Origin of the sequence: Escherichia sp. R1 (assembly GCF_003000935.1) — a bacterium.
GTDB lineage: Bacteria > Pseudomonadota > Gammaproteobacteria > Enterobacterales > Enterobacteriaceae > Escherichia > Escherichia coli.
Genome location: NZ_PSRU01000015.1, coordinates 121,001 through 145,585, shown reverse-complemented (window position 1 = coordinate 145,585; position 24,585 = coordinate 121,001). Strand labels below are relative to the sequence as shown.

The window sequence follows — 24,585 nt, the reverse complement described above, 5'->3', positions numbered from 1 at the left end:
CTTCGTAACGGGCTTCGTCCTGTGACGATGAGAGATGTTTAAAGCCGGTAATGACGCCGTGCAGGGTGCGCAGGGCAGTCTGTACCGGCATTCCCTGTACCGGCGGTGCCGTCAGGCTGAATGCGCCATCCTGCATCAGCACCGACTCCGGCGCGATGGCTTTATCGCTGCTGGTAAACTGAATGTCGTAGCGGAACGGGGTACTCAGTTGCTCGCGGCCTTCAAAGGTCAGCACATCCACCGGACTTTGCAGGCCGCGAATTTTGAGCTTGTGGTGTGCGTGGTCGAAGAACTGTACGTTCATAAGAGCCTCCATTATTTCTCATCAAATTCCAGCACAATCCCGTCTTCATCATCCCAGTCAAGCCGCAGTCGGGCAGGCTTATGATGCACGGCCTGCTGCGCCAGCAACTGCTGGCTTAAGACCGGCAGGATTTGCTGGTTCAGCAGGCTGTCGATATTACGCGCACCGGTGTCCGGCAGCAGGCAGGCGGCGGTCAGGGCGTCGTACAGGCTGTTACTGATTTCCGTTTCCAGCCCATAGTGCTGGCGAAGACGGCGGGCCACCTGCGCCAGTTTCATTTCCACAATGGCGCGCATCGCCTCCTGTCCCAGCGGGCGGTAAATCACCGTCTGAAAGCGCGCCATCAGTGCAGGCTGAAAATGGTCTCGCAGCAGGGGGTACAGCAGTTCATGCAGGTCTGCGTCCGTGGCGTCCGGTTTTTCCTCCAGCAGCTGCATGATGTGGTCGCTGCCCAGATTGGCGGTCATCAGAATCACGGTGTTACGGAAGTCGATTTCCCGCCCTTCGCCGTCGCGCATAAAGCCCCGGTCGAACACCTGATAGAACAGGTTCATCACGTCGCGATGCGCCTTTTCCACTTCGTCGAGCAGCACCACGCTGTAAGGGCGTTTGCGTACCGCTTCGGTCAGCACGCCGCCCTGACCGTAGCCGACATAGCCCGGAGGCGAACCTTTCAACTGGGAAACGGTATGCGGTTCCTGATATTCCGAAAGATTAATGGTGATAAGGGATTTTTCACCGCCAAACAGGGTGTCGGCCAGTGTGAGCGCAGTTTCGGTTTTACCGGTGCCGCTGGGGCCGGTCAGCAGGAATACCCCCTGTGGGCCGTTCTCCGGCGTGAGGCCGGTTTTAGCCGCCCGCAGCCGCTGTGCGATGGCGCAGAGCGCCGGGCTTTGCCCGACCACGCGGTTTTCAAGGCTCTTTTCCATACTGAGCAGGTCGCTCTGCTCGTCTTTGAGCAGGGAAGAGAGCGGGATGCCGGTCCAGTCCGCCACCACCGTGGCGACGGCGCGGGCGTCCACATCCAGCGCCAGCAGCGGTGCAAAGCCCTGATGCGTTCGCAGTTGCTGTTGCAGTTCAGTGCTGTCTGTCCCTTCCTGACGCAACGTCATAATCTGCTGCGCCAGTGCCTTTTCCTGCTGATACTGCGCTTCCAGATGCCCGGCTTCTGCCTGTAGCTCATCACGCAAATCGGTCAGTTCCGCCAGCCGCTCCGGGCTGGCTTCGGGACAAAACACGCAGTCCTGCTCAATCGCTTCCCGCTCAATATCCAGAGCCGCCAGTCGCGCATGAAGCTGCGTCAACGGTTCCGGCAGGGTGTCGAGGCTCATGCGGACTCTTGCTCCGGCGGTATCCAGCAAATCAACCGCCTTGTCCGGCAACTGGCGTCCGGTCAGATAGCGGCGCGACAGGCGCACGGCGGTCTGAATGGCGCTGTCCAGCATATGTACGCCGTGGTGCTGCGCATAGCGGGCTTTCAGCCCCCTGAGCATCAGGCAGGCGGTGTCATCATCCGGCTCGTCCACTTTCACCATCTGGAAGCGGCGCTCCAGCGCGGCGTCGCGCTCAAAATACTGTTTGTATTCGCTCCACGTTGTGGCGGCGATGGTGCGCAGTTCGCCCCTTGCCAGCGCCGGTTTCAGCAGGTTGGCGGCATCCGCGCCGCCTGCCTGATTCCCCGCGCCGATAATGGTATGGGCTTCATCAATAAACAGCAGCACCGGCTCCGGCGATTTCTGCACCGCGTCAATCACGTTTTTCAGCCGCTGTTCAAATTCACCTTTAACACCCGCCCCGGCCTGCAACAGCCCCAAATCCAGCGTGCGGATATGCACCGTTTTCAGGCTGTCCGGCACGTTGCCTTCGGCGATACGCAGCGCCAGCCCTTCCACCAGCGCGGTTTTGCCAACACCCGGTTCTCCCACCAGAATCGGGTTGTTTTTGCGGCGACGGGAGAGGATATCGACCATCTGGCGAATTTCCGTGTCGCGCCCGAATACCGGGTCGATTCGCCCGCTGCGGGCTTTTTCCGTCACGTCTTCGGTAAAGCGGTTAAGCACCGCCAGCAGGGCGTCATCCTGTTTCTCCGTCAGCGTTTTTGCCGGTGCGTCCGCCGTTGCCGTCTCCGGCAGTGCAGAGGTCAGCGGTTCGGTGACCTGTGGCTGACGTGCCGGACATTCATCCGACTGCGCATCCAGCAGGGGACGCAGCCGCTCAAGCTGCACGCGGCTCAGACTCAGCAATACCCACAGGTCATTACAGGCGGGCAGCATCGGTTTTTCTGTCAGCGCCATCAGCAGATGCTGGCTGCGGATTTGTGGATCGTCGCCTTCCAGTGACGCTATCAGCCACGCCTGTCGGATAAGCGCTGCCAGCGGTTCAGAAAGTTGAGGACGTTCGCGGACCGGGCGGGGTAAGGTGTCCAGATGTGCCAGCAGAGACTGCCAGAGCGTGTCGATATCCCATTCATAGCGGCGGGCAATCACCGTGATATCGCCTTCTCCCTGCTCCAGCAGTTTCAGCAGCCAGTGTTCAATGGTTATTTCCGCATGGGCGCGGGTCTGACACAGCGAGGCGGCGTCCAGCGCCCGTGCACAGTATGGGTTAAGGCGACGCAGCAGCGCGGCGGGGTGATTTCCTGTCATAGAAGGGTTTCCTTATCGTGTTCTGTATTCCTGCGATCCGCGTTCAGGCACGCTACCGCCCATAGCCGTTACCTCACTCAGGCCCATCAGGTTTCACCAGATTGTGGGTATGCTTTGCTCAGTACCGGTGCCTGCGGCACTGGACAAAGCACACAACAGAAAGGCAGACAGTTTCCTGTCTGCCGCAGTTATCAGGCGGAAGGACGCTCATTCCACGAGTCGGAATGAATGATGTTGCCGTCTTTGTAAGTCCAGGTGATTTTCTCGTAGCGGAACTCAATACGTTCCAGGTGGTTATGCTTCTCTCTGGAAGGATCCTTGATGTCGTGCATAAGCGGAGCGACTCTGACCAGCTTGACGTTATCAAGCGTGATGTTGAAGTACTCCACTTCCTGACCGGCATCGTTGATGCGGTAAAACTTAAATTCTGCCGTTTTCAGGGTCTGTCCGGTGGTCACAGCTTTGTAGAGATACGGGCTGGAGGCATCGATTTCTTTGGTAAACGTAAAGGGCTTGTGAGTACGGGTACCGGTCAGTTTGCCGGTGTTGTTGTCGGTCGGGATGTACACATCGTGATCCAGCGCCACCACTTCGATGCTACCTTCGCGCCCCTGAACGTCCACGGAACCTTTGATATCCGCGCCGCCGTCATCTTTCAGCCAGAGATAAGCAGGAATAGCCATGAGAATTACTCTCCTTGTTAGTGTGATTGAAGCACCGCCTTCTTCCGGCGGTATGTTTTATTTCACGTCCTGACAGGCGTCAGAACGCGGAACAAGACTGATTTCGACACGCCGGTTGACTGCCCGGCCCTGTGGCGTGTCGTTGGTCGCCGCAGGCTGGCTCTCGCCCAGTCCCTGTACGGCAAAACAGGTGGCCGGGATGTCGCTGGTCTGCAGCATCCAGTTACGCACCGCTTCGGCACGTCGCAGCGATAACTGCTGATTGCTTTTTTCGTCGCCGGTGGCGTCGGTATATCCGGCCACGAGGATCAGCCAGCCCGGTTTTGCCCGGATGTTCACCAGTGCGTCCACCAGCACTTTTGTCGAGCCGTCTTTCAGGCGGGCCTGTCCGACGTCAAACAGCGACATACTGTCAAGACGCACGGTCTGCGCCTGAAGCGAGGCTGTCACTTCCATTTTTTGCTCAGGCGGACGCCAGTCGCGAATGGCGCGTAATACCGGCTGGCGGATTTGTTCACCGGGGTATAACCCCAGACCGAGACGCAGCGGTTCTCCTTCCCGGTAATACCCATCGAGCATGACCGCATCGTCTTTCAGCACCGACAGGTGACGGGCTTTGGTGATAAATTCCTCCGCCGGAACGGCATAAAACTGGTGCAGATCGTCACCGATATGCCGTAATAACTGGCGATTTGCCGTGGCTGACAGGCACAACATGGTGATACCCGCCGCGGTGGTAATGCCCAGCATGGTCACGCAGGCCCGCCGCAGCGGGGTAAAGCCCGACTGACGCGGCAACTGCCGTAACAGGGCATCCGGAAACGGCAGCGTGGCGTCTGTGCCGGTGTCCGCGATATCCGTCGTCAGGCCGGTTCTGGCGGTGATCCACACTTGCCACAGGTTGTTATCCACCGCAGGCAACGAGGTGACCAGCCCCACGGCCATCGCCAGTGGCGGGCATTTCGCCTCCGGGCCGTTCAGTGCCGTCAGCACATTAAGATTCAGCCACTGCATCAGGCTTTCAGCTTTCAGCAGGTAACAGAGTCGCTGACTGCGCTCCTGTACGCCGGATTGTGCAATCCACTGCGCGGGCATCGCGTTCTCTGTGGATGTTGCTACCTGAACTTCGTCTCCGGTACAGATAAACCACGGTGAATTCGCTCTCTCCGGCAAGGGCGAGCCGGACAGCCCGCTCCAGAGAAGCCAGGGGACGTTTACGCCCGCCCGGCGACGCACTGTCGCCATACTGTGGGCGAACCGGCGCAGTTGTCCGGCCAGAACCGCCGCATCCCGGTACATGCCGGGCATGACGGTATACGCCACGGCAAGCTGCGATGCCCACGCCGGGCGAAGGGTCAGTAATCGCTCCACCTGCGCCACAAGCTGTTCTTCATCAGAAACATGCAGATACAGCCCTTCTGAAACCTGCCGGACCGGGCTGTCAGTGAACAGATGCGCCGACATATCGCCACAGACCAGCACTACCGGTTGTCGGTACGTTTCCGGCGGCAGCGATAACAACCCGGCATCGCCGGTCATCTCCGTCCACGTCTGCCTGCGCCGGTAAATCAACAATGCGGCAACCGCCAGAACGATAACTGCTGCACCGGCCCATCTCAGTACGCCAGACGGACTGACAAACACCCACCACAGCACCAGCAGTAACACCATTCCCCACAGCACGATGGCCTGTTTCAGCGTGTTCCTCACTCACGGCTCCCTTTAACGCAGGCTTTGCGGCAGCAGTTCATCCACCAGCACGTTCAGCCAGTGGTGCAGTCCCCACCAGACACCGGCCAGTAGCAGCGTCAGCGTTACCAGCCAGAAAAACGGCGAATGCAGCAAAGGATGCTGACGGGGGGATAACGGCACGTTCAGTACCGCCGTTTCCGGCAGCACGCCAAATGGCGCGACCAGCCCGTTGAGCGTCGAAATAAGCTGGTCACGCTCCGGGGCCACCGGATCCTGATAACGCCCGCGAAATCCCAGCAGCAGGACACGGTGAAAGCAGGTCAGCACTGCCTGCGCGGGGGCGGGCTCCTGCAACACCTGCTTCATCCGTTCGTACAGCAGCTCGCCTGCCTGCAGAGTGTTGAAGAAATGCGACTGGAGTGGATCCTTCATCCAGATGGCCTGACCGTCGTCCATGCCGCCACGGCTCAGGACCGTTTCGTCCAGCAGGGCGCACTGCGCGTAAGTAATGTGCTCCACGCTCTCCCGGCTGAACCCGGCATCTTTCAGGCGTTCGCGGACCAGTTCCACCTGCCGCTGGCAGTGGCGATACAGCTCCATACCGTGACGCACGGTGGTTCCCTGACGCAGTTCCACCACCGTCAGAAACGTATCGCGCAGCAGCGCGTCGATATTGATATCCGTCTCTTTTTTCATGTGCGCAGCACCGCAAACAGTTCAGGTTTCAGGTCGCCCATGGTTCCCGGCGCATAAATCATGCAGCACCCGGACTCCAGCATCGATTTAGCCGCGTCACTGTGCATATCCAGCGCAAAATACTGGTTCTCCAGCCGCAGTGGCAGCGCTGCCGGAACTGAGGTAAGCGGCACCAGTGGAACACCATTCAGCGCCACATTGATAAGCAGCGTGACGTCATCAGGCGCACCGATTTTGCAGACCAGCGGTAGCTGGTGCAGTACCTGATGCGCAGGCAGAGAGGAACGAACGGACAGGTAAAAGTCGGCCTCTTCCCGCAGGCGCGGATCGTGCAGGTCTGCTTTCCAGCGGTTGCCCGGCAGGGACGCCAGATCCAGCGCGATCACCCGTGACGGCAGGCTGGCTTCCAGCAGTTCGCTGAGCAGGGAGAAAAGTGGCGGAAAGACGATGGACGGCGATTCGTGGACATAGGGCGGAACGGCGCTGACGTTATGTTCAAGGGAAAACGTCAGCAGCGCACCGGCAAGCCTCGCCAGCTCCCGCCAGACCAGTTCGGGATGAACCGCCGGGTAGCGCAGGAAATCACTCAGTACCGGCTCGGCGGAGTTCAGCGCGTTAAGCAGCCAGAACAGGGAGACATCGGCGACGGCAAAGTCCGCCATACGCTGGTTGCTTTCCCGGCGCATCGCCATCAGACGCTGGCACTTCGCCCGTAGCTGCAACAGCAGTGTGTCCAGACGCTGTACCAGCCCGTCATGGGCGTTAAACGCCAGTAACGGCGGAATATAGCCCTCATCCTGCGTCCAGTTGCCCTGAACATCCCGCACCAGACGCGCCAGCGGACAGGTGATGTAATCCTGATTGTTATCATGGGCAAAGCGCAGGGACAGTGCATGGCGCTCAACGGCCATATCTTCACTGTCACTGCCGTAGATATCCTGCACCTTTTGCCATTCCTGACGATAGCGCAGCGGCCTTTCAGCCTGCTCGCCCTGACCGAGATTACCGCCGTTACCATGCGCAAGCGGCAGCGCCAGCAAAACAATCGCGCTGCCGCCCTCCAGCGTGCGCAGGTCACAGGCAGGAGGCAGAATATCCGCCACGTCTGAATCGATCAGCGTACCATCAGCAAAACGCAGGCGTACTGCCTGCGTTTTCAGCTTTCCGGGCGTCAGGGCATCCCGGTCAAAGAGCACGTTTGCGATCCCCCACGGATGACGAATACAAAGTTGCGCAATGCTGTCATTGCTGAACGCTTCCCAGCGGGCCTGCTGCTGAAACTGCTGAGAGGACAGGAATGTCCCCTCAGCCCACAGTGGTCGATGAATTTTCATATCACATCACCGCCCGGTCAGGCTTTCGCTTTCGGCATCTGGGAAACCAGTGACAGGTTGATATCCATCCCTTCAATCTGGAAATGCGGCACGGCAAAGAGTCTGACGCGGAAGAAGCCCGGATTGTCCTCAATATCTTCCACGATAACCTTGCCGTCGCGCAGCGGGTGAGACGCCTGCAGTTCATCACCCGGATCGGTCATCTCCGTCACCAGTGTGCGGATCCAGGTGTTCAGTTCCAGTTCCAGTACGCGGCGGTCTTTGGTGGTACCGATATTCTCGCGCTGGATGATTTTCAGGTAATGCGCAATGCGGGACAGCAGGAAAATATAGGGCAAACGGGCATTAATACGGCTGTTGGCGGTGGCGTCAGCGGTATCATACAACGCCGGTTTCTGGGCGGAGTTTGCCGAGAAGAAGCAGGCGTAATCGCGATTCTTATAATAAGAGAGCGGAATAAAGCCAAGGTTGGCAAATTCAAATTCGCGGGTTTCCGGGATCATCACTTCGGACGGAATTTTGACCTGATTGCCGGTGCCGAGATCGTAAAGATGGATGGGCAGATCGGCCACTGCGCCACCTGCCTGTGGACCACGGATCTGCACACACCAGCCATTATTCACAAAGCTCTTCACCATATTGGCGGCAAAGGCGAACGAGGCGTTTGTCCACAGGTACTTTTCGTGATCCGGGCCTTTGACTTCTTCCACATAGTTAAAGCTGCGTACCGGCACCGTGTCCGGCCCATAGGGCAGACGGCCCAGCACGCGCGGCATCACTAATCCCACATAGCGGCTGTCATCCGTATCGCGGAACGACTTCCATTTAATATATTCTGCGCGGTCAAAGTAGTTGCCGATATCTTTAATCGCGGCGACTTCTTCCATCGAATTTTTAAGGAAGAATTTCGGTCCGACAGAACCGATAAAAGGCATATGGGAAGCGGCAGACACTCTGGAAATATTACGCAGCAGGGCAATATCCTGCGGGCTGTTATCAAATTCATAGCTGGATATTAATGAGGCTACAGGTTCGCCACCCGGCGTATCATATTCCTGAATGTATGTATGGCGATATAAACCACTCTGAATGATTTCCGGAGAATCATCAAAGTCCTGCCGCAGATGTTCTTTACTGATATCCAGCAATTCAATTCTGACATTTTTGCGAAAATCAGTGCGCTGTACGACGAACCATGTACCACGCCACAGCGACTCGACTTTCTGGAATTCAGGGTGGTGCATGACCGCATCAAGCTGTTTACTGATTTTCTGATCCAGATCGTCGATATGAAAATCCAGCAGGCTCTTGTCGAGCTTAACCACGTCCTCGCCTGATTTCGCCAGACAGGAAAGCAGAACGTGAATCGCCGCCGTCACGCGCTCATCGGGTGAGGCATCGGCCAGCGTTTCGCTGTTTTGCCATAAATCGATTTCCTGAATGGAAGAGACCGGGGTTAAATTAATTTTATCGAACAGGGACTGATAAACGCCGCCGGACTCAGTGGTGGTGAGTGTTGCAGTTTCAGAGGTGGCATGTTCTTGTTGTACAGACATCAGCATTTCCTTTTCAGTGATCCTTTCTTCTCCGGTTTAACCTGAATACGCGTTCGGGTTAAACGTTCTCCTGCGGCGCAATTTTCGCCAGTTCATCACGCAGTTCTGAACTGAGCGTCGGGTCTTTCAGGATATTTTCCAGTTCACGGCGAAACGTTGCGTTATCCAGCAGATTGGATTTCAGGTCACGTAGTAAATTGCGCATAGCGAGTAATACACGAAGCTGCGGAATATTTTTTGCTACCTGTTCGGGTTCAAAATCCTTCAGGCTTTTAAACTCAAGCGCGATATTTTGTTCATTACCGTTTCCGCTTAGCGTATCTTCTACTGTTAAATTAACCGCAGGCGAAAACTCAGCCATGACGCTGTTGAAGTTGTTTTTATTGATATCAATCTTGTCCCGTTCGGACAGCGGACGCTGCTCTTTTCCGTTACTGTAATCGCCTACGGCAAGAAGCTTGAGGGGGAGTTCAACTTTCTTTTTTGCATTGCCTGTATGCAGATCAAGCTTGATATTTACACGAGCGGCGGGAACTTCATTCTGGAAACTGTCGGCCATATCCTTTTCCTCATCATCCACTTTTTCTGATGGTTATTGACATAATTATATTCAGGGGATTATCGGATGATTTAAATAAAAAGCAATGATGAGGAAAATATACAAATAAATAATGTATTTTTCAGGGGAATAGATACAGTTGTATCATTTTAGATATTGCTTGGCCTCTTGATTATTTTTCGGAAGAGGGCGGCATTATCTGGTGAGAGAATTTGGCATGAAACTTAAAATAATAACAGGATAAGCTTCACAAATTTGCACTTTTAAGAAATTGGGTAGTATGAGAGTCTATTAAGATATTCATTAAACTTATTGTCCGGGCTTTCACAAAAAATTATTAATTTTTCTACTAATTAAAAAGTTGTGTGCTTTTTGTACAATGATTATATAAGCGTAGCGCCCTGTTGTGATATTGAAATGTTAACATAACCAAAATAAATTGATTTATAGAATATATAAAATTCATTAATGGGGTATATGTTTAATATATAAATAAGATGGATGGCTTTGATGGAGGGATATTAACGGTTTACTCATTGTCTCAGGCTTCACTGAAACGGGTAAGGAAGCGTAAAAACGAAAAAACCGCAAGCCAATAGTAGCTTTGCGGTTTGTCAGCATTCTAATAAATTGGTTGCGGGGGCCGGATTTGAACCGACGACCTTCGGGTTATGAGCCCGACGAGCTACCAGGCTGCTCCACCCCGCGTCACCGTACTGCTTTACTTCATCAAATTTTGATTGGTTGCGGGGGCCGGATTTGAACCGACGACCTTCGGGTTATGAGCCCGACGAGCTACCAGGCTGCTCCACCCCGCGTCACCGTACTGCTTTACTTCATCAAATTTTAATTGGTTGCGGGGGCCGGATTTGAACCGACGACCTTCGGGTTATGAGCCCGACGAGCTACCAGGCTGCTCCACCCCGCGTCCGTGGATGCGCACTATACTCTGCTCGCGTTTTCATGCAACCTTTTTTTTACCCCGATCACGGATTTGGCATGATTTTGAACAAAAACAAATCACTAAAGCCTGTTTTTTGTGCAAAATTTGCGTCAGGGAGAGGCTGCTCATTTCATTAAACGCGGTGGTTTGTTATCTTCGTTGCGCCTTATTTTTTAACCTGAAGAAGAGAACAATGAAAGGACGTTGGGTAAAGTACCTTCTTATGGGCACGGTTGTGGCAATGCTTGCCGCCTGCTCTTCCAAACCAACCGATCGCGGACAGCAATATAAAGACGGGAAATTTACCCAGCCTTTCTCTCTGGTGAACCAGCCAGATGCCGTTGGCGCGCCGATTAATGCCGGTGATTTTGCCGAGCAAATTAACCATATCCGTAATTCGTCACCGCGTCTGTATGGCAACCAGAGTAATGTTTATAACGCGGTGCAAGAGTGGCTGCGCGCAGGCGGTGATACCCGCAATATGCGCCAGTTCGGCATTGATGCCTGGCAGATGGAAGGTGTCGACAACTATGGTAACGTGCAGTTTACAGGCTATTACACGCCGGTAATTCAGGCGCGCCATACCCGTCAGGGCGAGTTCCAGTATCCGATTTATCGTATGCCGCCAAAACGTGGTCGTCTGCCGTCTCGTGCGGAGATCTACGCAGGAGCGCTGAGTGATAAATATATTCTCGCTTACAGTAACTCCCTGATGGATAACTTCATTATGGATGTGCAGGGTAGCGGGTATATCGACTTTGGTGATGGCAGTCCGCTTAACTTTTTCAGCTATGCAGGGAAAAACGGTCATGCCTATCGCAGCATTGGTAAGGTGTTGATCGACCGTGGCGAAGTGAAAAAAGAAGATATGTCGATGCAGGCGATTCGTCACTGGGGCGAAACACACAGTGAAGCGGAGGTTCGCGAGCTGCTGGAACAGAACCCGTCTTTCGTCTTCTTTAAACCGCAATCTTTTGCACCGGTGAAAGGGGCAAGTGCGGTGCCGCTGGTTGGCCGTGCTTCTGTTGCCTCCGATCGTTCAATTATTCCGCCAGGTACTACCTTGCTGGCAGAAGTGCCGCTGCTGGATAATAACGGCAAATTTAACGGTCAGTACGAATTGCGTCTGATGGTGGCGCTGGATGTCGGTGGCGCAATCAAAGGCCAACACTTCGATATCTATCAAGGGATCGGGCCGGAAGCCGGACACCGCGCAGGTTGGTACAACCACTATGGACGTGTCTGGGTGCTGAAAACCGCCCCGGGCGCAGGTAACGTCTTTAGCGGCTGATGTGATATTCTGTATGCCGTTTTTACGGATATGACAGGGTGAGGGGTAACCTCACCCTTTTTAATTCTGAGGTGCTATGTCTGTGGTAATTAGTGATGCATGGCGTCAGCGTTTTGGTGGCACAGCGCGTCTGTATGGTGAAAAAGCATTGCAACTGTTTGCTGACGCGCATATTTGTGTGGTTGGTATCGGTGGTGTCGGTTCCTGGGCGGCGGAAGCGCTAGCGCGCACGGGGATTGGCGCAATCACGCTTATCGATATGGATGATGTGTGCGTCACCAATACCAATCGGCAAATTCACGCTCTGCGCGATAACGTCGGGCTGGCAAAAGCGGAAGTCATGGCGGAGCGTATTCGCCAGATTAACCCGGAGTGCCGTGTAATGGTGGTGGATGACTTCGTGACGCCGGATAACGTAGCGCAATATATGAATGCCGGTTATTCGTACGTGATTGATGCTATTGATAGTGTACGGCCCAAAGCGGCGCTGATTGCTTATTGTCGGCGCAATAAAATCCCGCTGGTCACGACCGGTGGCGCTGGTGGGCAGATTGACCCGACGCAGATTCAGGTTACCGATCTGGCGAAAACGATTCAGGACCCGTTGGCGGCGAAGTTGCGCGAGCGCCTGAAAAGCGATTTTGGCGTAGTGAAAAACAGTAAAGGTAAGCTCGGCGTGGATTGCGTGTTCTCTACCGAAGCGCTGGTGTACCCGCAGTCAGACGGCACCGTCTGTGCGATGAAAGCCACGGCGGAAGGGCCAAAGCGGATGGATTGTGCCTCAGGATTTGGCGCGGCGACGATGGTGACCGCCACTTTTGGCTTTGTTGCGGTTTCTCATGCGCTGAAGAAGATGATGGCGAAAGCGGCGCGTCAGGGGTAAACAATCAGGTCGGATGCGACGCGAACGTCTTATCCGACCTGGTTCTGTGCTTAAACCTGCTTCGCCGCAGCGATAATCGCCTCGCTTAACGCATTCAACCCCTGGCTGCGTGAGGCGCTAAGTTGCGCACGTAATCCCAGCTCATCAAACAATGCCAGCGGCGACTGTGCCTGCAATTCGGCGGTGGTTTTCCCCTCAACGGCAGTCAACAACACCGCCAACAGGCCGCGCACAATGCGCCCTTCGCTGTCGCCAAAGAAATGCATCTTGCCGTTTTCAGCCACGGTATATCCCAGCCAGACGCGGTTTTCGCATCCGGCAATCTCTTTAGCCTGCGCTTTTAACTCCTCTGGCAAAGCCGGAAGCTGTTTCCCCAGCATGATCAACTGGCGATATTTATCTTCCCATTGCGTCAACGGTGCGAAGGTATTGCGTAACGTTTCTGCGGTTACGGTTGTGCCGAACGGATGTCCGGCGAATTGCGGGTTTGTCATTAATCCACCAATAATTCCAGCGCGCGGTCAACGGCATTCACCAGCGCATCCACATCACTCTTTGTATTATATGGCGCAAATGAGGCGCGCAGTGTGCCGGTTACGCCTAATTCTGCCAGTAGCGGCTGAGCGCAATGCTGCCCGGCGCGCAGGGCAATACCGTACTCCGCCAGCAGTGTCACCATATCGCTGTGATGAACACCCGCAAAATCAAAGGCCAGCAGGCTGGAATCCTGGCAGCGGAATGAACGAAAGCCTGGACGTTTCGCCAGCGCTTCTTCTGCAAGCGTTGCTAAGCTACGGCTCCAGCTTTCGGCCTGGTTGATATCGTAATCTGTCAGCCATTCCAGCGCCGCGCTTAATCCTATGACGCCAGCGACATTTGGCGTTCCTGCTTCCAGTTTCCACGGCGCAGATTGAGTCGTGAAGCCGTCAAAACTCACTTCGTGAACCATTTTGCCGCCGCCCAGCCAGGGCGACATCGCTTCCAGCAGTTCTGGTTTGCCATACAGCACGCCGATGCCTGTCGGGCCATACAGTTTGTGACCTGAAAAAGCATAGAAATCAATATCCAGTTGCTGAACATCCGCGGGGAAATGCACCGCCCCCTGAGCACCATCAACCATAACCACCATCCCGGCTGAATGAGCAAAAGTAATCGCTCTCGCCAGATCCGGGCAACCGCCAGTGACGTTCGACATCTGGCCCAACGCCAGAATCCGACTACGGGGAGTAATCAGTTCTGGCAACAAATCGACATCCGGCAGTCGCTGCGCATTAAGCGGCAATTTCACCACTTTGGCCCCCGTTTGTTGGGCGACCATCAGCCAGGGGACGAGGTTGGCGTGGTGTTCTGCCACACTGACAATAATTTCATCGCCCGGTTGCAGACGCGGACGGGCATAGCATTGCGCCACCATGTTGATGGATTCAGTGGTGCCGCGCGTCCAGACGATATTTTTGTCATCCGATGCATTCAGTAATTGTGCCACTTTTTCCCGCGCAGCTTCGTAACGCGCGGTCAGGCGTTGGGCTTCGGCAAACTGGCTGCGATGGACGTTTCCGGCGCTCAGGCTATAAAACTGTCGGGTAGCTTCAACCACGGCTTCAGGTTTAAGCGCGGTCGCGGCGCTGTCGAGATAGACGCCCGCATCCTGTAGCGCGGGAAACTGGGCGCGAAACTGCGCGGGATTAAAAACGTTCATGGTACTCCTCGGCTTGATGCACCGATCGTGACGCAAAATTCACTTTGATACAAGGAGAGTGCTAACCATCAGAATTATCTGGATATCCTGGCGAAGCCGCGTCAGTAACATATGCTGAATAGTGTTAGGCGTTAATTTTAGCCTGTTAATCAATACTATTAAGATTTATTAATCGCTTTAAGGAGAAGATGATGAAAAAGACTGCCGCAATTATTTCTGCCTGTATGCTGACTTTTGCCCTGAGCGCCTGTTCCGGTTCGAACTATGTGATGCACACCAATGACGGACGTACCATCGTCTCTGACGGCAAACCACAGACTGATAACGATACCGGTATGATTTCGTATAAAGACGCTAATGGCAACAAACAGCAGATCAACCGTACTGACGTGAAAGAGATGGTCGAACTGGATCAGTAATTCGCGATCGCAAGGTAAAAAAAAGCACCGCAATTAGGCGGTGCTACATTAATCACTATGGACAGACAGGGTAAATGTACAGGAAGTGAAAAAAGGTAGCTTTGCTACCATGGTCTGAATCGCAGACCAATTGCAAACACAACAACACAACATCACAACCGTAAGCCAAAAGTTCACCAGAACACGCATTCCGATAAAACTTTTCGTTCCGGCTCAGGAAGTGCCGCCACTATAGGTATTTGCTGGTAGAAGCTCAACGGACAATTTATAATGGCTCAGATTAAAAAAACTAATAGGTTACACAGTGTAATCTAATTGTTAAATTCATTTAACATCAAAGTTTAAAAGCCATGTCTAAACGATTACCACCGCTAAATGCCTTACGAGTTTTTGATGCCGCAGCACGCCATTTAAGTTTCACTCGCGCAGCAGAAGAGCTTTTTGTGACCCAGGCCGCAGTAAGTCATCAAATCAAGTCTCTTGAGGATTTTCTGGGGCTAAAACTGTTCCGCCGCCGTAATCGTTCACTCCTGCTGACCGAGGAAGGGCAAAGCTATTTCCTCGATATCAAAGAGATATTTTCGCAATTAACCGAAGCGACGCGTAAACTCCAGGCCCGTAGCGCTAAGGGGGCGTTGACGGTCAGTTTACTTCCCAGTTTCGCGATTCATTGGTTGGTTCCGCGACTTTCCAGCTTTAATTCAGCTTATCCGGGAATTGACGTTCGAATCCAGGCGGTTGATCGTCAGGAAGATAAGCTGGCGGATGATGTTGATGTGGCGATATTTTATGGTCGGGGCAACTGGCCGGGGCTACGGGTGGAAAAACTGTACGCCGAATATTTATTGCCGGTGTGTTCGCCGCTACTGCTGACTGGCGAAAAACCCTTGAAGACCCCGGAAGATCTGGCTAAACATACGTTATTACATGATGCGTCACGCCGTGACTGGCAGACATATACCCGACAGTTGGGGTTAAATCATATCAACGTTCAGCAAGGGCCAATTTTTAGCCATAGCGCCATGGTGCTGCAAGCGGCTATCCACGGGCAGGGAGTGGCGCTTGCAAATAACGTGATGGCGCAATCTGAAATCGAGGCCGGACGTCTTGTTTGCCCGTTTAATGATGTTCTGGTCAGTAAAAACGCTTTTTATCTGGTTTGTCATGACAGCCAGGCAGAACTGGGTAAAATAGCCGCCTTTCGCCAATGGATCCTGGCGAAAGCCGCTGCTGAACAAGAAAAATTCCGCTTTCGTTATGAACAATAATTTACGTAGGGTACGACCATGACCAGCCGTTTTATGCTGATTTTCGCCGCCATTAGCGGCTTCATTTTTGTAGCTCTGGGCGCTTTTGGCGCGCATGTGTTAAGTAAAACCATGGGGGCCGTTGAGATGGGCTGGATCCAGACCGGCCTCGAATACCAGGCGTTTCATACGCTGGCGATCTTAGGTCTGGCGGTGGCAATGCAGCGTCGCATCAGTATCTGGTTTTACTGGAGTAGCGTTTTCCTCGCGTTAGGCACGGTGCTGTTCAGCGGCAGCCTTTATTGCCTGGCGCTGTCCCATCTGCGTTTGTGGGCGTTTGTCACACCGGTTGGCGGCGTGAGCTTCCTTGCGGGCTGGGCGTTAATGTTAGTTGGTGCTATCCGTTTAAAGCGCAAGGGCGTAAGTCATGAATAAGGTTGTATTGCTGTGCCGTCCGGGCTTTGAAAAAGAGTGCGCCGCAGAAATTACCGATAAAGCCGGCCAGCGGGAAATTTTCGGTTTTGCCCGCGTGAAAGAGAATGCGGGTTATGTCATTTATGAATGTTATCAACCTGATGATGGCGATAAGTTAATCCGTGAGCTGCCGTTCAGTTCATTAATTTTTGCCCGCCAGTGGTTTGTAGTGGGGGAACTCCTGCAGCATTTGCCGCCAGAAGATCGTATTACCCCCATTGTCGGCATGTTACAGGGCGTAGTAGAGAAGGGCGGTGAACTGCGTGTTGAAGTTGCCGATACCAACGAAAGCAAAGAGTTGCTGAAATTCTGCCGTAAATTCACCGTGCCGCTACGCGCTGCCTTGCGTGATGCGGGGGTGCTGGCGAACTATGAAACGCCGAAGCGTCCGGTTGTGCATGTATTCTTTATTGCACCAGGCTGTTGCTATACTGGTTACTCATACAGCAGCAATAATTCGCCGTTCTATATGGGCATTCCGCGCCTGAAATTTCCGGCAGATGCGCCGAGTCGTTCCACGCTCAAACTGGAAGAGGCATTTCATGTGTTTATTCCCGCGGATGAGTGGGATGAACGCCTGGCGAACGGGATGTGGGCGGTGGATTTAGGTGCTTGCCCAGGCGGCTGGACCTACCAACTGGTGAAGCGCAACATGTGGGTTTATTCCGTCGACAACGGCCCGATGGCGCAAAGTCTGATGGATACCGGGCAGGTGACGTGGCTGCGGGAAGACGGTTTCAAATTCCGTCCGACACGCAGCAATATCTCCTGGATGGTATGCGATATGGTTGAAAAACCGGCGAAAGTTGCGGCATTAATGGCGCAGTGGCTGGTTAATGGCTGGTGCCGTGAAACTATCTTCAATCTCAAACTGCCGATGAAAAAACGCTACGAAGAAGTGTCACACAATCTGGCGTATATTCAGGCACAGCTTGATGAACATGGCATAAATGCTCAGATTCAGGCGCGGCAGTTGTATCACGATCGCGAAGAAGTGACGGTGCACGTCCGCCGTATCTGGGCTGCGGTGGGTGGTCGTCGCGACGAGCGATAACAGGTAAGGCCGGGGCGTCGTCTCCGGCCTGCTACCCTTTCCGTCAGGCTGTTACCAAAGAAGTTGTAACCTGGCGCTCATCAGAAATAATGTGCGTTACCTCATCCAGATGCCCGATGCGGGCTTCCCCTGAACGATTAAATTTACTTTTATCAATCAATAACAACGATTGCGCGGCACGTTTTAATAACATTGATTTGTAATCAGCGTTGATGGCATTGGAGTCCCACAGTGCGCCGCTGCTATCGATCCCTTCACAAGAAAAAATAAACAGATCGATTTCCAGCGATTTAAGTTGGGAAATCAGCGAGGGATTGACGTAACAGCCATATTTGCGCTCAAGTGTGCCGCCGGAACTGATCAGTTTAATGCGTTCGCGTTTACCGAGTTCATGGCAAATCGGATGGCTATTGGTGAAGACCTGGATGTTGATGTCAGGCAACTGGCGTGCCAGATACCAGCAGGTTGAACTGGCGTCTAAGGCTATCACCATCCCTTCTTCAATCCACGCGAGCGCCTCGCGCGCGATATCTGCTTTATGCGCATAATGGCTTTTCAGCCGGATGTGAAAGGGATCGCCACTGTCTTGATTTTGACGGTGGATATATTTAGCGCGCCCATGATTGCGCAGAATTTTACCCTGCGTCTGTAATTCATTGAGATCGCGACGAATGGTTTCTTTACTGACCTTTAGCTGTTCAGAGAGAGCTTCCGTGGTCAGGCTGGTATGGTTCAGCAGCAGGTCGACTATCGCTTGCTGGCGTGCCGCTTTCATATTTTTCACCCCATCATTCGATAACCGCCCGCGTCATGCGGGCGTACCGGTATGAGATTACGGTGTTACCCCTTTTTTTAAAAGAATATTCCCGTACTTCGCTCGTTCGCCTGTGATAACGATCGCAAAGGCTTTTTGCGCCCGTTCATAAAACGCAAAACGATTGATGCGGATGATGTCAGGACAGGGGGCTTGTAGTGAAAGCGCATTACGATAACGTCGTTCTACTTCAGGATCGAGAGTGTCACCTTCTACCGCCGCCATCATCACCAGCGGTGGTGCATAACTGTCCAGCTCAAATAACGGGATAATCGCCTGGAGCAAGTCGCTCACCAACAGGCCATCAGCGCGGATCACCTGCGGTCCCATCGAATGGGCGGGAAAGTGAGCATCGGAAAAAATAATTTCATCTCCATGCCCCATCTCTGCCAGCACTTTCAATAGTTCGGGAGAAATTAACGGCGAAATTGTTTTCAGCATTTCACACCTCCTCTATAAATTCAGGTTCAGTTTGCGGGTAGAAATAACGGTACTGATAATGAATCTGTGCACGGGCTTCTTCCGGGCTGTTAAATTCCCCTACGCCATACCAACCAAACAGCGCAGCTCCTGCGACGGTCGTTTCGGCATCGTCGAGAACTTTTACCGGAATATCAAGCATATTGGCTTTAATCTGATTCCACAATGTGTTGCGACTTCCTCCGCCGACTAACAATAATTCAGAGGCTTTAAAGTGCCCGATTTTTTCCAGCATCTGTAGATTGCGCTGTAATTGCGTGGTTAACCCTTCCAGCGCCGCGCGATAGAAATGCCCCCGCGTGGTATTAAGCGTTACGCCTTGCCAGCCAGCGTTCTGGCACGACAATAAATCACACTGCATTTTCACTCCATCTGCGCCAGGCGCGATCAGGCGAGCTTCTTCAATCAATATTTGCCAGGGAGTTTCAGCCGTCCAGAACAGTTTTCTCACCCATTCCAGCACGCCGGATGCCAGCCATTGCATACCTGGGTTATACAACCCTGCCTGGCTATCCAGTTCGCAGGTAGAACCGGCGTACTGACTTAACAGCGAAGTATCAACCTGGGCGCTGCGGACCATTAAAATTTCCCATGTACCGGAAGAGAGCACGGGTTCATTTTGTTCGGCACCAGCGCCAAAAAGGGCGAACTGGGTATCGTGACCTGCGGAAATCACCGGTATGCCAACGGGTAAGCCGAGCATTGCTGCGGCGCTGTTCTGTAGCGTACCAATCTGTTCACCCGCTTCCACCAGACGAGGGAAGAGTCGGCGTGGAATACCGGTGGCTTGTAAAATTTGCGGACTGAAATCGCGTTGCTGGATATCCAGCATCTGGCTGGTTCCGGCCATCGTAATATCAGTAGTGAATTCGCCGGTTAAACGGTGGTTAATCAGCGACGAAATAAAGAGCCAGGCGTGCGCGCGTTCCAGCAGTTGTGGATGATTTTCTTTCAACCACACCAACTTATATAACGTATTGAAACTAAAGGCTCCGACTCCAGAAATAGCCTGCAACTGCTGTGCGGAGATCAACCGTTCAATATTGTCCATTACCGCGGCTGTTCGCGGACATTTCCAGCTAATGATCGGATAGAGCAGATTGCCTTGCTTATCTACCAGAGCGCCATCCACACCAAAGGTGGTGACGGCGATACCGCGGATGTGGCAATCAGTCAGTTCACTATTGATTTGCCGACAGCAATCAGCAAAGCGTTGCAAAATGGCGTCTAAAGACCACTGGTGCCAGGTGTTGTTTTCCATCGCGATATCGCTGGCATTAGGCGTTGAGGCGCGGGCAACAATTTTTCCCTGCCGATTAACCGCGATGGCCCTGACATTGGTCGCGCCACAGTCGAGTACCAGGATAACTTCTTGTTTCATAATCGCTCCTGCAATATAGCCGGATAACATTGCTTATCCGGCTAACCACTCTTGCTTGTTCAGGCCCGGTAGCCGGAGCGACCGGGCATCACATCAGGGAGTAATGTATTAACGCTTGTACAACGGGCCGTAGTTCTGGCAAGCGCGGTAATCCTGGCCTTCAATATCCATGCCGTGCGCGGCCCAGGCAGAAGGACGATACACTTTGGTCTCTTCAACGTTGTGCATACATACCGGGATACGCAGCATGGAGGCAAGAGTGATAAAGTCTGCGCCAACGTGGCCGATGGTCAGAACTCCGTGGTTAGCGCCCCAGTTCGCCATTACCGAGTACACATCCGTAAACGGCCCTTTACCGGTGAGGCGCGGTGCAAACCAGGTGGTTGGCCAGGTTGAGTTGGTGCGTTTGTTGAGGATGTCATGCACATCCTTCGGCAATTCCACGCTCCAGCCTTCCGCGATTTGCAGTACCGGTCCCAGGCCTTTGATGATGTTGACACGAGTCATGGTGAACGGGACGCCGCCTTCGGTAAGGAAGCGGGAAGAGTAACCGCCGCCACGGAAGTATTCGTGGATCGCCGGGCACCATTCGGTAGCGGCGAGGCAAGCGTCAGCCTCTTGCTGAGAGATTTCCCAGTGCGGCTTCATCGTCGGGTTACCTTCGCTGTCGCGTTGTTTACAGGAACCGTCCAGCGCAGCAGAACCGGAGTTGATCAAATGGATGATGCCGTGTTCTGCCAGTCCATCCAGTTTATGCCCCGTTACACGCTCAATTGCTTCTGGTGACCAGTAGGTACGCACATCGGCAAATACCTGAGCGGTGCCGGTGAGCTGGTGACCCATTAGCATTGCCACGCCGTTAAGACTGTCGTTTTCGGTCGCCACGACAAAGGGTTCGCGAACGCCATTCCAGTCAAATGAACTATTAAGGAGCGCTTCGGCGGTGTCGCCATTGGGATATTGATCGGTCCAGTGGCGTTGCCCCTGGAAGCCCGCAGCGATGGCGTTGTAGCCAAGTGATTCTTCCACGCGACCGATATCGGCCAGTTTGCTGTTGCCTTGCATCATGTCGCGGATACACATCGCCATCAGTAAACTTTCGCGCAGAACTGCGCGGCTTTGCTCGGCATTGCGTTGATACTGTTTGTTATTTTCATCTTCGCCATAGCGGAAGTTTTTATCAGCCCAGGCCAGCGCCATTTCCAGTTCGGCTTCGTCGTAAATCTTCTGATCGATACGGCGACGCAGTTCGGTCATATCCACCGCCTGGACTTTCATTCCCAGCCAGGATTCAAAGAAGTTGTGATCAACGATGGAACCGGCGATACCCATCGAAACGCCGCCCAGCGACAGATAGCTTTTACCTTTCATGCTGGCGACTGCTAAACCGGCGCGGGCAAAGCGCAGCAGTTTTTCTTCAACATCAGCAGGAATCGATGTGTCATCGGCATCCTGAACGTCATGACCGTAAATGGAGAATGCCGGGATGCCTTTCTGGCTGTGAGCTGCCAGAGCCGCTGCCAGGTAAACAGCGCCGGGGCGTTCAGTGCCGTTAAAGCCCCAAATGGCTTTCGGGCGGGTTGGATCCATGTCGATGGTTTCACTGCCATAGCACCAGCAAGGCGTTACCGTAATGGTGAGGCCTACATTCTGACTGCTGAATTTTTCTTCGCAAGCAGCGGCTTCAGCCATACCCGCGATACAGGTATCGGAAATGACACACTCGACGGCAGCTCCGCAGGCATGGCGCAGTTTCTCGGTCAGCAGTGCGGCCGTAGCTTTCGCCATATTCATTGTTTGTTCTTCAAGCGACTCACGAACACCCATGCGACGACCGTCAATAACCGGGCGGATACCAATTTTCGGTAAGCTGATTTTTTTCATTACTGATTCCTCACTTTATTCGGAAAATATGTTCAGTTAGTTGCCGTTTGAGAACGGAAACGGGCAAAGATAAAGATGACTGCGAAGCAGAGTGCCGGGATCAGTTCGGCAGTGGGGATGTTGCCCGCTGCGTCACTGACAAACCCCATGACCGGAGTGACAATACCGCCGCCAATAATGGTCATAACGATGAAGGACGAACCGTATTTGGTGTCCTGGCCGAGATTCTTAATGCCCAGCGAGAAGATTGTTGGGTACTGAATCGACATAAAGGCACTGCATAAAGTCAGGGCTATTAAACCCACATGACCGCCAGCGAAGGCTGAGATCAGGCACAGTGCCATAGCGATTAATGCGTAGGCTGCCAGGACTTTGTGTGGTGCGAAGCGACTGATGAGCCAGGTACCGGTGAAACGACCAATAAAGAAGCACACCATGGTTCCGGTTAAATAGTTAGCGGCAAAGCCTGCTGTCATACCTGGAATTTCTTCTACAGCGTAGCGAATCAAATAGCTCCAGCAGGCTGTTTGTGCGCCGACGTAGCAGAATTGCGCTAATACTGCCCAGCGCCAGTGGCGAATACGCGCCAGGCGAGAAAGCGATGCGGAGAACGATCCTTGTTTGGCGTCACTGTGATTATCACTCTGCAATGCCGGGAATTTCGTCAGCATGATCAGCAGGGCGACCAGTAACACGATAGCCACGATGATCATATAAGGTGTCTGTACCGATAATACCAGGCTGTGTTTATACGCACTCAATTGCTCTGGAGACATTTTATCGAGAACGTCTTGCGATTGATGTGGCACGTTAGACAAAATAAGACTTTGCCCAAAGACAACCGCGATAATTGCGCCAAATGAGTTAAATGTTTGCGCAAGATTTAATCGGAAGTGACCACTGCTTTCCGGCCCTAATACCGTAACAAAAGGGTTTGCGGCAGTTTCCAGACAACCTAATCCGGCTGCAATAATAAATAGGCCAACTAAAAACAAGGTGTAGTTCATTATTTCTGCGGCGGGCCAGAATAATGCAGCGCCGAAGGCATATAAAAACAATCCGGTAATAATCCCTGCTTTATAACTGAGTTTTTTCATCAATATCCCGGCAGGGATTGGGATAATGAAATAACCAAAGTAAAAGGCCGATTGGATCAGGCCAGCCTGGAAATTTGTCAGCGTAAAAGCCTGCTGGAATTGAGGCAATAAAATGTCGTTAAGGTTATTGGCTACCGCCCAAAGAAAAAACAGTGAGCACAGCAACGCGAATGGAATAATGTAACTTCTGCTTTGCCCTGCATCTTTATCTACCGCACGGTAACTCTGCGTTTGTATTGATGTGTTTCCCATAGCATCCTCTTAGGTTCAGAAGCTTAAGCACGTAATCGGTTATGTTTTCAAAAGTGCAAAACCAGCGAGTTCGGGCTTCATATCAGTGAATATTTGCCTGTCTGAAATGAACTCATGGATTCATTTTCAAATAAAAAACGGTCTGTAATATGACGGCGGTCACACTTATTAGCTGGAAGGTGACTTTATGTGACTACCATCACTTTAATAATCGAAATTTCATGCCCGTTTCAGAAAATAAATCATAAAAAACACAAACCAGATGACCGTATTAATTGTTTGTGCCGAAAACGGGCATTCCTGGCAGGGAGGAGTAGAAAAATGACCGTTTTGATAAATATTTTTAAGAGCGGTCATTTTTAATGGAGTTATAAAAAGAGAACTTGCAGTTATTTACTGTGATTAGTTGAACCAGGTCACAAAATATAAGCTTGTGAATTTCTTTCTGGTTAATCAGGAAGAAGATGGTGGGTAATTAAACGGCTAATTCAATAGTGTGAAAGGAACAACATTATTGCCCTGTTTTGAATCAGAGAGAGGTAGCTAATGGAACGAAATAAACTTGCTCGTCAGATTATTGACACTTGCCTGGAAATGACTCGCCTGGGGCTGAACCAGGGGACAGCGGGTAACGTCAGTGTACGTTATCAGGATGGGATGCTGATTACGCCTACAGGTATTCCATATGAAAAACTGACGGAGTCGCATATTGTCTTTATTGATGGCAACGGCAAACATGAGGAAGGAAAACTCCCCTCAAGCGAGTGGCGTTTCCATATGGCGGCCTATCAAAGCAGACCGGATGCCAACGCGGTTGTTCACAATCATGCCGTTCATTGTACGGCAGTTTCCATTCTTAACCGACCGATCCCCGCGATTCACTACATGATTGCGGCGGCTGGCGGTAATTCTATTCCTTGCGCGCCTTATGCGACCTTTGGAACACGCGAACTTTCTGAACATGTTGCGCTGGCTCTCAAAAATCGTAAGGCAACTTTGTTACAACATCATGGGCTTATCGCTTGTGAGGCGAATCTGGAGAAAGCGTTATGGCTGGCGCATGAAGTTGAAGTGCTGGCACAACTTTACCTGACGACCCTGGCGATTACGGACCCGGTGCCAGTGCTGAGCGATGAAGAGATTGCCGTAGTGCTGGAGAAATTCAAAACCTACGGGTTACGGATTGAAGAGTAATTTC

General features: G+C 52.8%; 22 protein-coding genes and 3 tRNA genes. 7 read left to right on the top strand and 18 right to left on the bottom strand.

Annotated features, from left to right (window positions below; genetic code table 11):
* From C4F37_RS18435 to C4F37_RS18385, 11 genes are all read right to left on the bottom strand, one after another.
* Window positions 1–304, bottom strand: a 304-nt coding sequence (locus tag C4F37_RS18435) for a contractile injection system protein, VgrG/Pvc8 family (protein WP_250109869.1), incomplete at its 3' end; no start/stop codon positions are given.
* Window positions 305–315: 11 nt separating this feature from the next.
* A complete protein-coding gene (tssH, locus tag C4F37_RS18430; RefSeq protein WP_001539489.1) occupies window positions 316–2,949 on the bottom strand; it encodes a type VI secretion system ATPase TssH in 2,634 nt (877 codons plus the stop codon).
* A gap of 191 nt (window positions 2,950–3,140) precedes the next feature.
* Window positions 3,141–3,632 carry an Hcp family type VI secretion system effector gene (locus C4F37_RS18425; protein WP_000997068.1) on the bottom strand — a complete coding sequence of 164 codons (492 nt, stop codon included), beginning with the start codon at window positions 3,630–3,632 and terminating at the stop codon, window positions 3,141–3,143.
* A gap of 57 nt (window positions 3,633–3,689) precedes the next feature.
* Window positions 3,690–5,342 (bottom strand): OmpA family protein, encoded by a 1,653-nt coding sequence (locus C4F37_RS18420; protein WP_001539487.1) that lies wholly within the window; start codon window positions 5,340–5,342, stop codon window positions 3,690–3,692.
* 12 nt (window positions 5,343–5,354) lie between these two features.
* The gene (gene tssL / locus C4F37_RS18415) at window positions 5,355–6,020 is read right to left on the bottom strand and encodes a type VI secretion system protein TssL, short form (protein ID WP_001539485.1); all 666 of its coding nucleotides are present in this window, start codon (window positions 6,018–6,020) and stop codon (window positions 5,355–5,357) included.
* Window positions 6,017–7,354: a type VI secretion system baseplate subunit TssK gene (gene tssK, locus C4F37_RS18410; protein WP_001539484.1), complete on the bottom strand. Its 1,338-nt coding sequence runs from the start codon at window positions 7,352–7,354 to the stop codon at window positions 6,017–6,019. The genes tssL and tssK overlap by 4 nt, the downstream gene beginning before the upstream one ends.
* A 17-nt stretch (window positions 7,355–7,371) precedes the next feature.
* Window positions 7,372–8,910 carry a type VI secretion system contractile sheath large subunit gene (gene tssC, locus C4F37_RS18405; protein ID WP_001314091.1) on the bottom strand — a complete coding sequence of 513 codons (1,539 nt, stop codon included), beginning with the start codon at window positions 8,908–8,910 and terminating at the stop codon, window positions 7,372–7,374.
* A gap of 58 nt (window positions 8,911–8,968) precedes the next feature.
* Window positions 8,969–9,469, bottom strand: a complete 501-nt coding sequence (tssB, locus tag C4F37_RS18400; RefSeq protein ID WP_001314090.1) for a type VI secretion system contractile sheath small subunit — start codon at window positions 9,467–9,469, stop codon at window positions 8,969–8,971.
* Window positions 9,470–10,100: 631 nt separating this feature from the next.
* A tRNA-Met gene (locus C4F37_RS18395) sits at window positions 10,101–10,177 on the bottom strand.
* Between the two features lie 33 nt (window positions 10,178–10,210).
* Window positions 10,211–10,287, bottom strand: a tRNA-Met gene (locus tag C4F37_RS18390).
* Window positions 10,288–10,320: 33 nt separating this feature from the next.
* Window positions 10,321–10,397: transfer RNA gene (locus C4F37_RS18385), tRNA-Met, on the bottom strand.
* Between the two features lie 208 nt (window positions 10,398–10,605).
* Between C4F37_RS18385 and mltA the strand changes: the two genes are divergently transcribed.
* Both mltA and tcdA read left to right on the top strand, forming a co-directional pair.
* Window positions 10,606–11,703 carry a murein transglycosylase A gene (mltA, locus tag C4F37_RS18375; RefSeq protein ID WP_000678650.1) on the top strand — a complete coding sequence of 366 codons (1,098 nt, stop codon included), beginning with the start codon at window positions 10,606–10,608 and terminating at the stop codon, window positions 11,701–11,703.
* 76 nt (window positions 11,704–11,779) lie between these two features.
* The gene (gene tcdA / locus C4F37_RS18370) at window positions 11,780–12,586 is read left to right on the top strand and encodes a tRNA cyclic N6-threonylcarbamoyladenosine(37) synthase TcdA (RefSeq protein WP_000117711.1); all 807 of its coding nucleotides are present in this window, start codon (window positions 11,780–11,782) and stop codon (window positions 12,584–12,586) included.
* Window positions 12,587–12,636: 50 nt separating this feature from the next.
* Here tcdA and csdE read toward each other — a convergent pair whose 3' ends face one another.
* Both csdE and csdA read right to left on the bottom strand, forming a co-directional pair.
* On the bottom strand, window positions 12,637–13,080 hold the full coding sequence (csdE, locus tag C4F37_RS18365; RefSeq protein ID WP_000184273.1) for a cysteine desulfurase sulfur acceptor subunit CsdE: 444 nt from the start codon (window positions 13,078–13,080) through the stop codon (window positions 12,637–12,639).
* On the bottom strand, window positions 13,080–14,285 hold the full coding sequence (csdA, locus tag C4F37_RS18360; protein ID WP_001490456.1) for a cysteine desulfurase CsdA: 1,206 nt from the start codon (window positions 14,283–14,285) through the stop codon (window positions 13,080–13,082). The genes csdE and csdA overlap by 1 nt, the downstream gene beginning before the upstream one ends.
* Window positions 14,286–14,476: 191 nt before the next feature.
* On the opposite strand from csdA, the gene C4F37_RS18355 reads away from it, so the two are divergent.
* The 4 genes from C4F37_RS18355 to rlmM all read left to right on the top strand — a co-directional run bounded on the left by C4F37_RS18355 (window position 14,477) and on the right by rlmM (window position 17,479).
* Window positions 14,477–14,704, top strand: coding sequence for a YgdI/YgdR family lipoprotein (locus C4F37_RS18355; RefSeq protein ID WP_000750398.1), 228 nt, complete (start codon window positions 14,477–14,479; stop codon window positions 14,702–14,704).
* A gap of 350 nt (window positions 14,705–15,054) precedes the next feature.
* On the top strand, window positions 15,055–15,972 hold the full coding sequence (gene gcvA, locus C4F37_RS18350; protein WP_000044401.1) for a glycine cleavage system transcriptional regulator GcvA: 918 nt from the start codon (window positions 15,055–15,057) through the stop codon (window positions 15,970–15,972).
* Window positions 15,973–15,990: 18 nt separating this feature from the next.
* Window positions 15,991–16,386: a DUF423 domain-containing protein gene (locus C4F37_RS18345; RefSeq protein WP_000203905.1), complete on the top strand. Its 396-nt coding sequence runs from the start codon at window positions 15,991–15,993 to the stop codon at window positions 16,384–16,386.
* Window positions 16,379–17,479, top strand: a complete 1,101-nt coding sequence (gene rlmM / locus C4F37_RS18340; protein WP_001045530.1) for a 23S rRNA (cytidine(2498)-2'-O)-methyltransferase RlmM — start codon at window positions 16,379–16,381, stop codon at window positions 17,477–17,479. Before C4F37_RS18345 ends, rlmM begins: the two co-directional genes overlap by 8 nt.
* A gap of 43 nt (window positions 17,480–17,522) precedes the next feature.
* Here the strand turns inward: rlmM and fucR are convergent, their stop codons facing one another.
* The 5 genes from fucR to fucP all read right to left on the bottom strand — a co-directional run bounded on the left by fucR (window position 17,523) and on the right by fucP (window position 23,387).
* Window positions 17,523–18,254, bottom strand: a complete 732-nt coding sequence (gene fucR, locus C4F37_RS18335) for an L-fucose operon activator (protein WP_001305284.1) — start codon at window positions 18,252–18,254, stop codon at window positions 17,523–17,525.
* A gap of 57 nt (window positions 18,255–18,311) precedes the next feature.
* Window positions 18,312–18,734: an L-fucose mutarotase gene (gene fucU / locus C4F37_RS18330; protein ID WP_000920840.1), complete on the bottom strand. Its 423-nt coding sequence runs from the start codon at window positions 18,732–18,734 to the stop codon at window positions 18,312–18,314.
* A gap of 1 nt (window position 18,735) precedes the next feature.
* Entirely contained in the window at window positions 18,736–20,154 is a 1,419-nt protein-coding gene (gene fucK / locus C4F37_RS18325; RefSeq protein WP_000808354.1) for an L-fuculokinase, read from the bottom strand.
* A gap of 108 nt (window positions 20,155–20,262) precedes the next feature.
* Complete coding sequence (fucI, locus tag C4F37_RS18320) at window positions 20,263–22,038, bottom strand: L-fucose isomerase (RefSeq protein WP_000724164.1); 1,776 nt, start codon at window positions 22,036–22,038, stop codon at window positions 20,263–20,265.
* A 32-nt stretch (window positions 22,039–22,070) separates the two neighbouring features.
* A complete protein-coding gene (fucP, locus tag C4F37_RS18315; RefSeq protein WP_000528587.1) occupies window positions 22,071–23,387 on the bottom strand; it encodes an L-fucose:H+ symporter permease in 1,317 nt (438 codons plus the stop codon).
* A 546-nt stretch (window positions 23,388–23,933) separates the two neighbouring features.
* Between fucP and fucA the strand changes: the two genes are divergently transcribed.
* Window positions 23,934–24,581, top strand: a complete 648-nt coding sequence (gene fucA / locus C4F37_RS18310; RefSeq protein WP_000440772.1) for an L-fuculose-phosphate aldolase — start codon at window positions 23,934–23,936, stop codon at window positions 24,579–24,581.
* Window positions 24,582–24,585: the final 4 nt, after the last annotated feature.

Bases quoted from the DNA above. Each gene is read 5' to 3' on its own strand.
- tssB (WP_001314090.1), bottom strand. From the start codon at position 9,469: ATGGCCGACAGTTTCCAGAATGAAGTTCCCGCCGCTCGTGTAAATATC.
- csdA (WP_001490456.1), bottom strand. From the start codon at position 14,285: ATGAACGTTTTTAATCCCGCGCAGTTTCGCGCCCAGTTTCCCGCGCTA.
- tssC (WP_001314091.1), bottom strand. From the start codon at position 8,910: ATGTCTGTACAACAAGAACATGCCACCTCTGAAACTGCAACACTCACC.
- C4F37_RS18425 (WP_000997068.1), bottom strand. From the start codon at position 3,632: ATGGCTATTCCTGCTTATCTCTGGCTGAAAGATGACGGCGGCGCGGAT.
- fucU (WP_000920840.1), bottom strand. From the start codon at position 18,734: ATGCTGAAAACAATTTCGCCGTTAATTTCTCCCGAACTATTGAAAGTG.
- tssH (WP_001539489.1), bottom strand. From the start codon at position 2,949: ATGACAGGAAATCACCCCGCCGCGCTGCTGCGTCGCCTTAACCCATAC.
- fucK (WP_000808354.1), bottom strand. From the start codon at position 20,154: ATGAAACAAGAAGTTATCCTGGTACTCGACTGTGGCGCGACCAATGTC.
- fucR (WP_001305284.1), bottom strand. From the start codon at position 18,254: ATGAAAGCGGCACGCCAGCAAGCGATAGTCGACCTGCTGCTGAACCAT.
- csdE (WP_000184273.1), bottom strand. From the start codon at position 13,080: ATGACAAACCCGCAATTCGCCGGACATCCGTTCGGCACAACCGTAACC.
- tssK (WP_001539484.1), bottom strand. From the start codon at position 7,354: ATGAAAATTCATCGACCACTGTGGGCTGAGGGGACATTCCTGTCCTCT.
- rlmM (WP_001045530.1), top strand. From the start codon at position 16,379: ATGAATAAGGTTGTATTGCTGTGCCGTCCGGGCTTTGAAAAAGAGTGC.
- C4F37_RS18355 (WP_000750398.1), top strand. From the start codon at position 14,477: ATGAAAAAGACTGCCGCAATTATTTCTGCCTGTATGCTGACTTTTGCC.
- tssL (WP_001539485.1), bottom strand. From the start codon at position 6,020: ATGAAAAAAGAGACGGATATCAATATCGACGCGCTGCTGCGCGATACG.
- fucP (WP_000528587.1), bottom strand. From the start codon at position 23,387: ATGGGAAACACATCAATACAAACGCAGAGTTACCGTGCGGTAGATAAA.
- mltA (WP_000678650.1), top strand. From the start codon at position 10,606: ATGAAAGGACGTTGGGTAAAGTACCTTCTTATGGGCACGGTTGTGGCA.
- fucA (WP_000440772.1), top strand. From the start codon at position 23,934: ATGGAACGAAATAAACTTGCTCGTCAGATTATTGACACTTGCCTGGAA.
- C4F37_RS18345 (WP_000203905.1), top strand. From the start codon at position 15,991: ATGACCAGCCGTTTTATGCTGATTTTCGCCGCCATTAGCGGCTTCATT.
- tcdA (WP_000117711.1), top strand. From the start codon at position 11,780: ATGTCTGTGGTAATTAGTGATGCATGGCGTCAGCGTTTTGGTGGCACA.
- fucI (WP_000724164.1), bottom strand. From the start codon at position 22,038: ATGAAAAAAATCAGCTTACCGAAAATTGGTATCCGCCCGGTTATTGAC.
- gcvA (WP_000044401.1), top strand. From the start codon at position 15,055: ATGTCTAAACGATTACCACCGCTAAATGCCTTACGAGTTTTTGATGCC.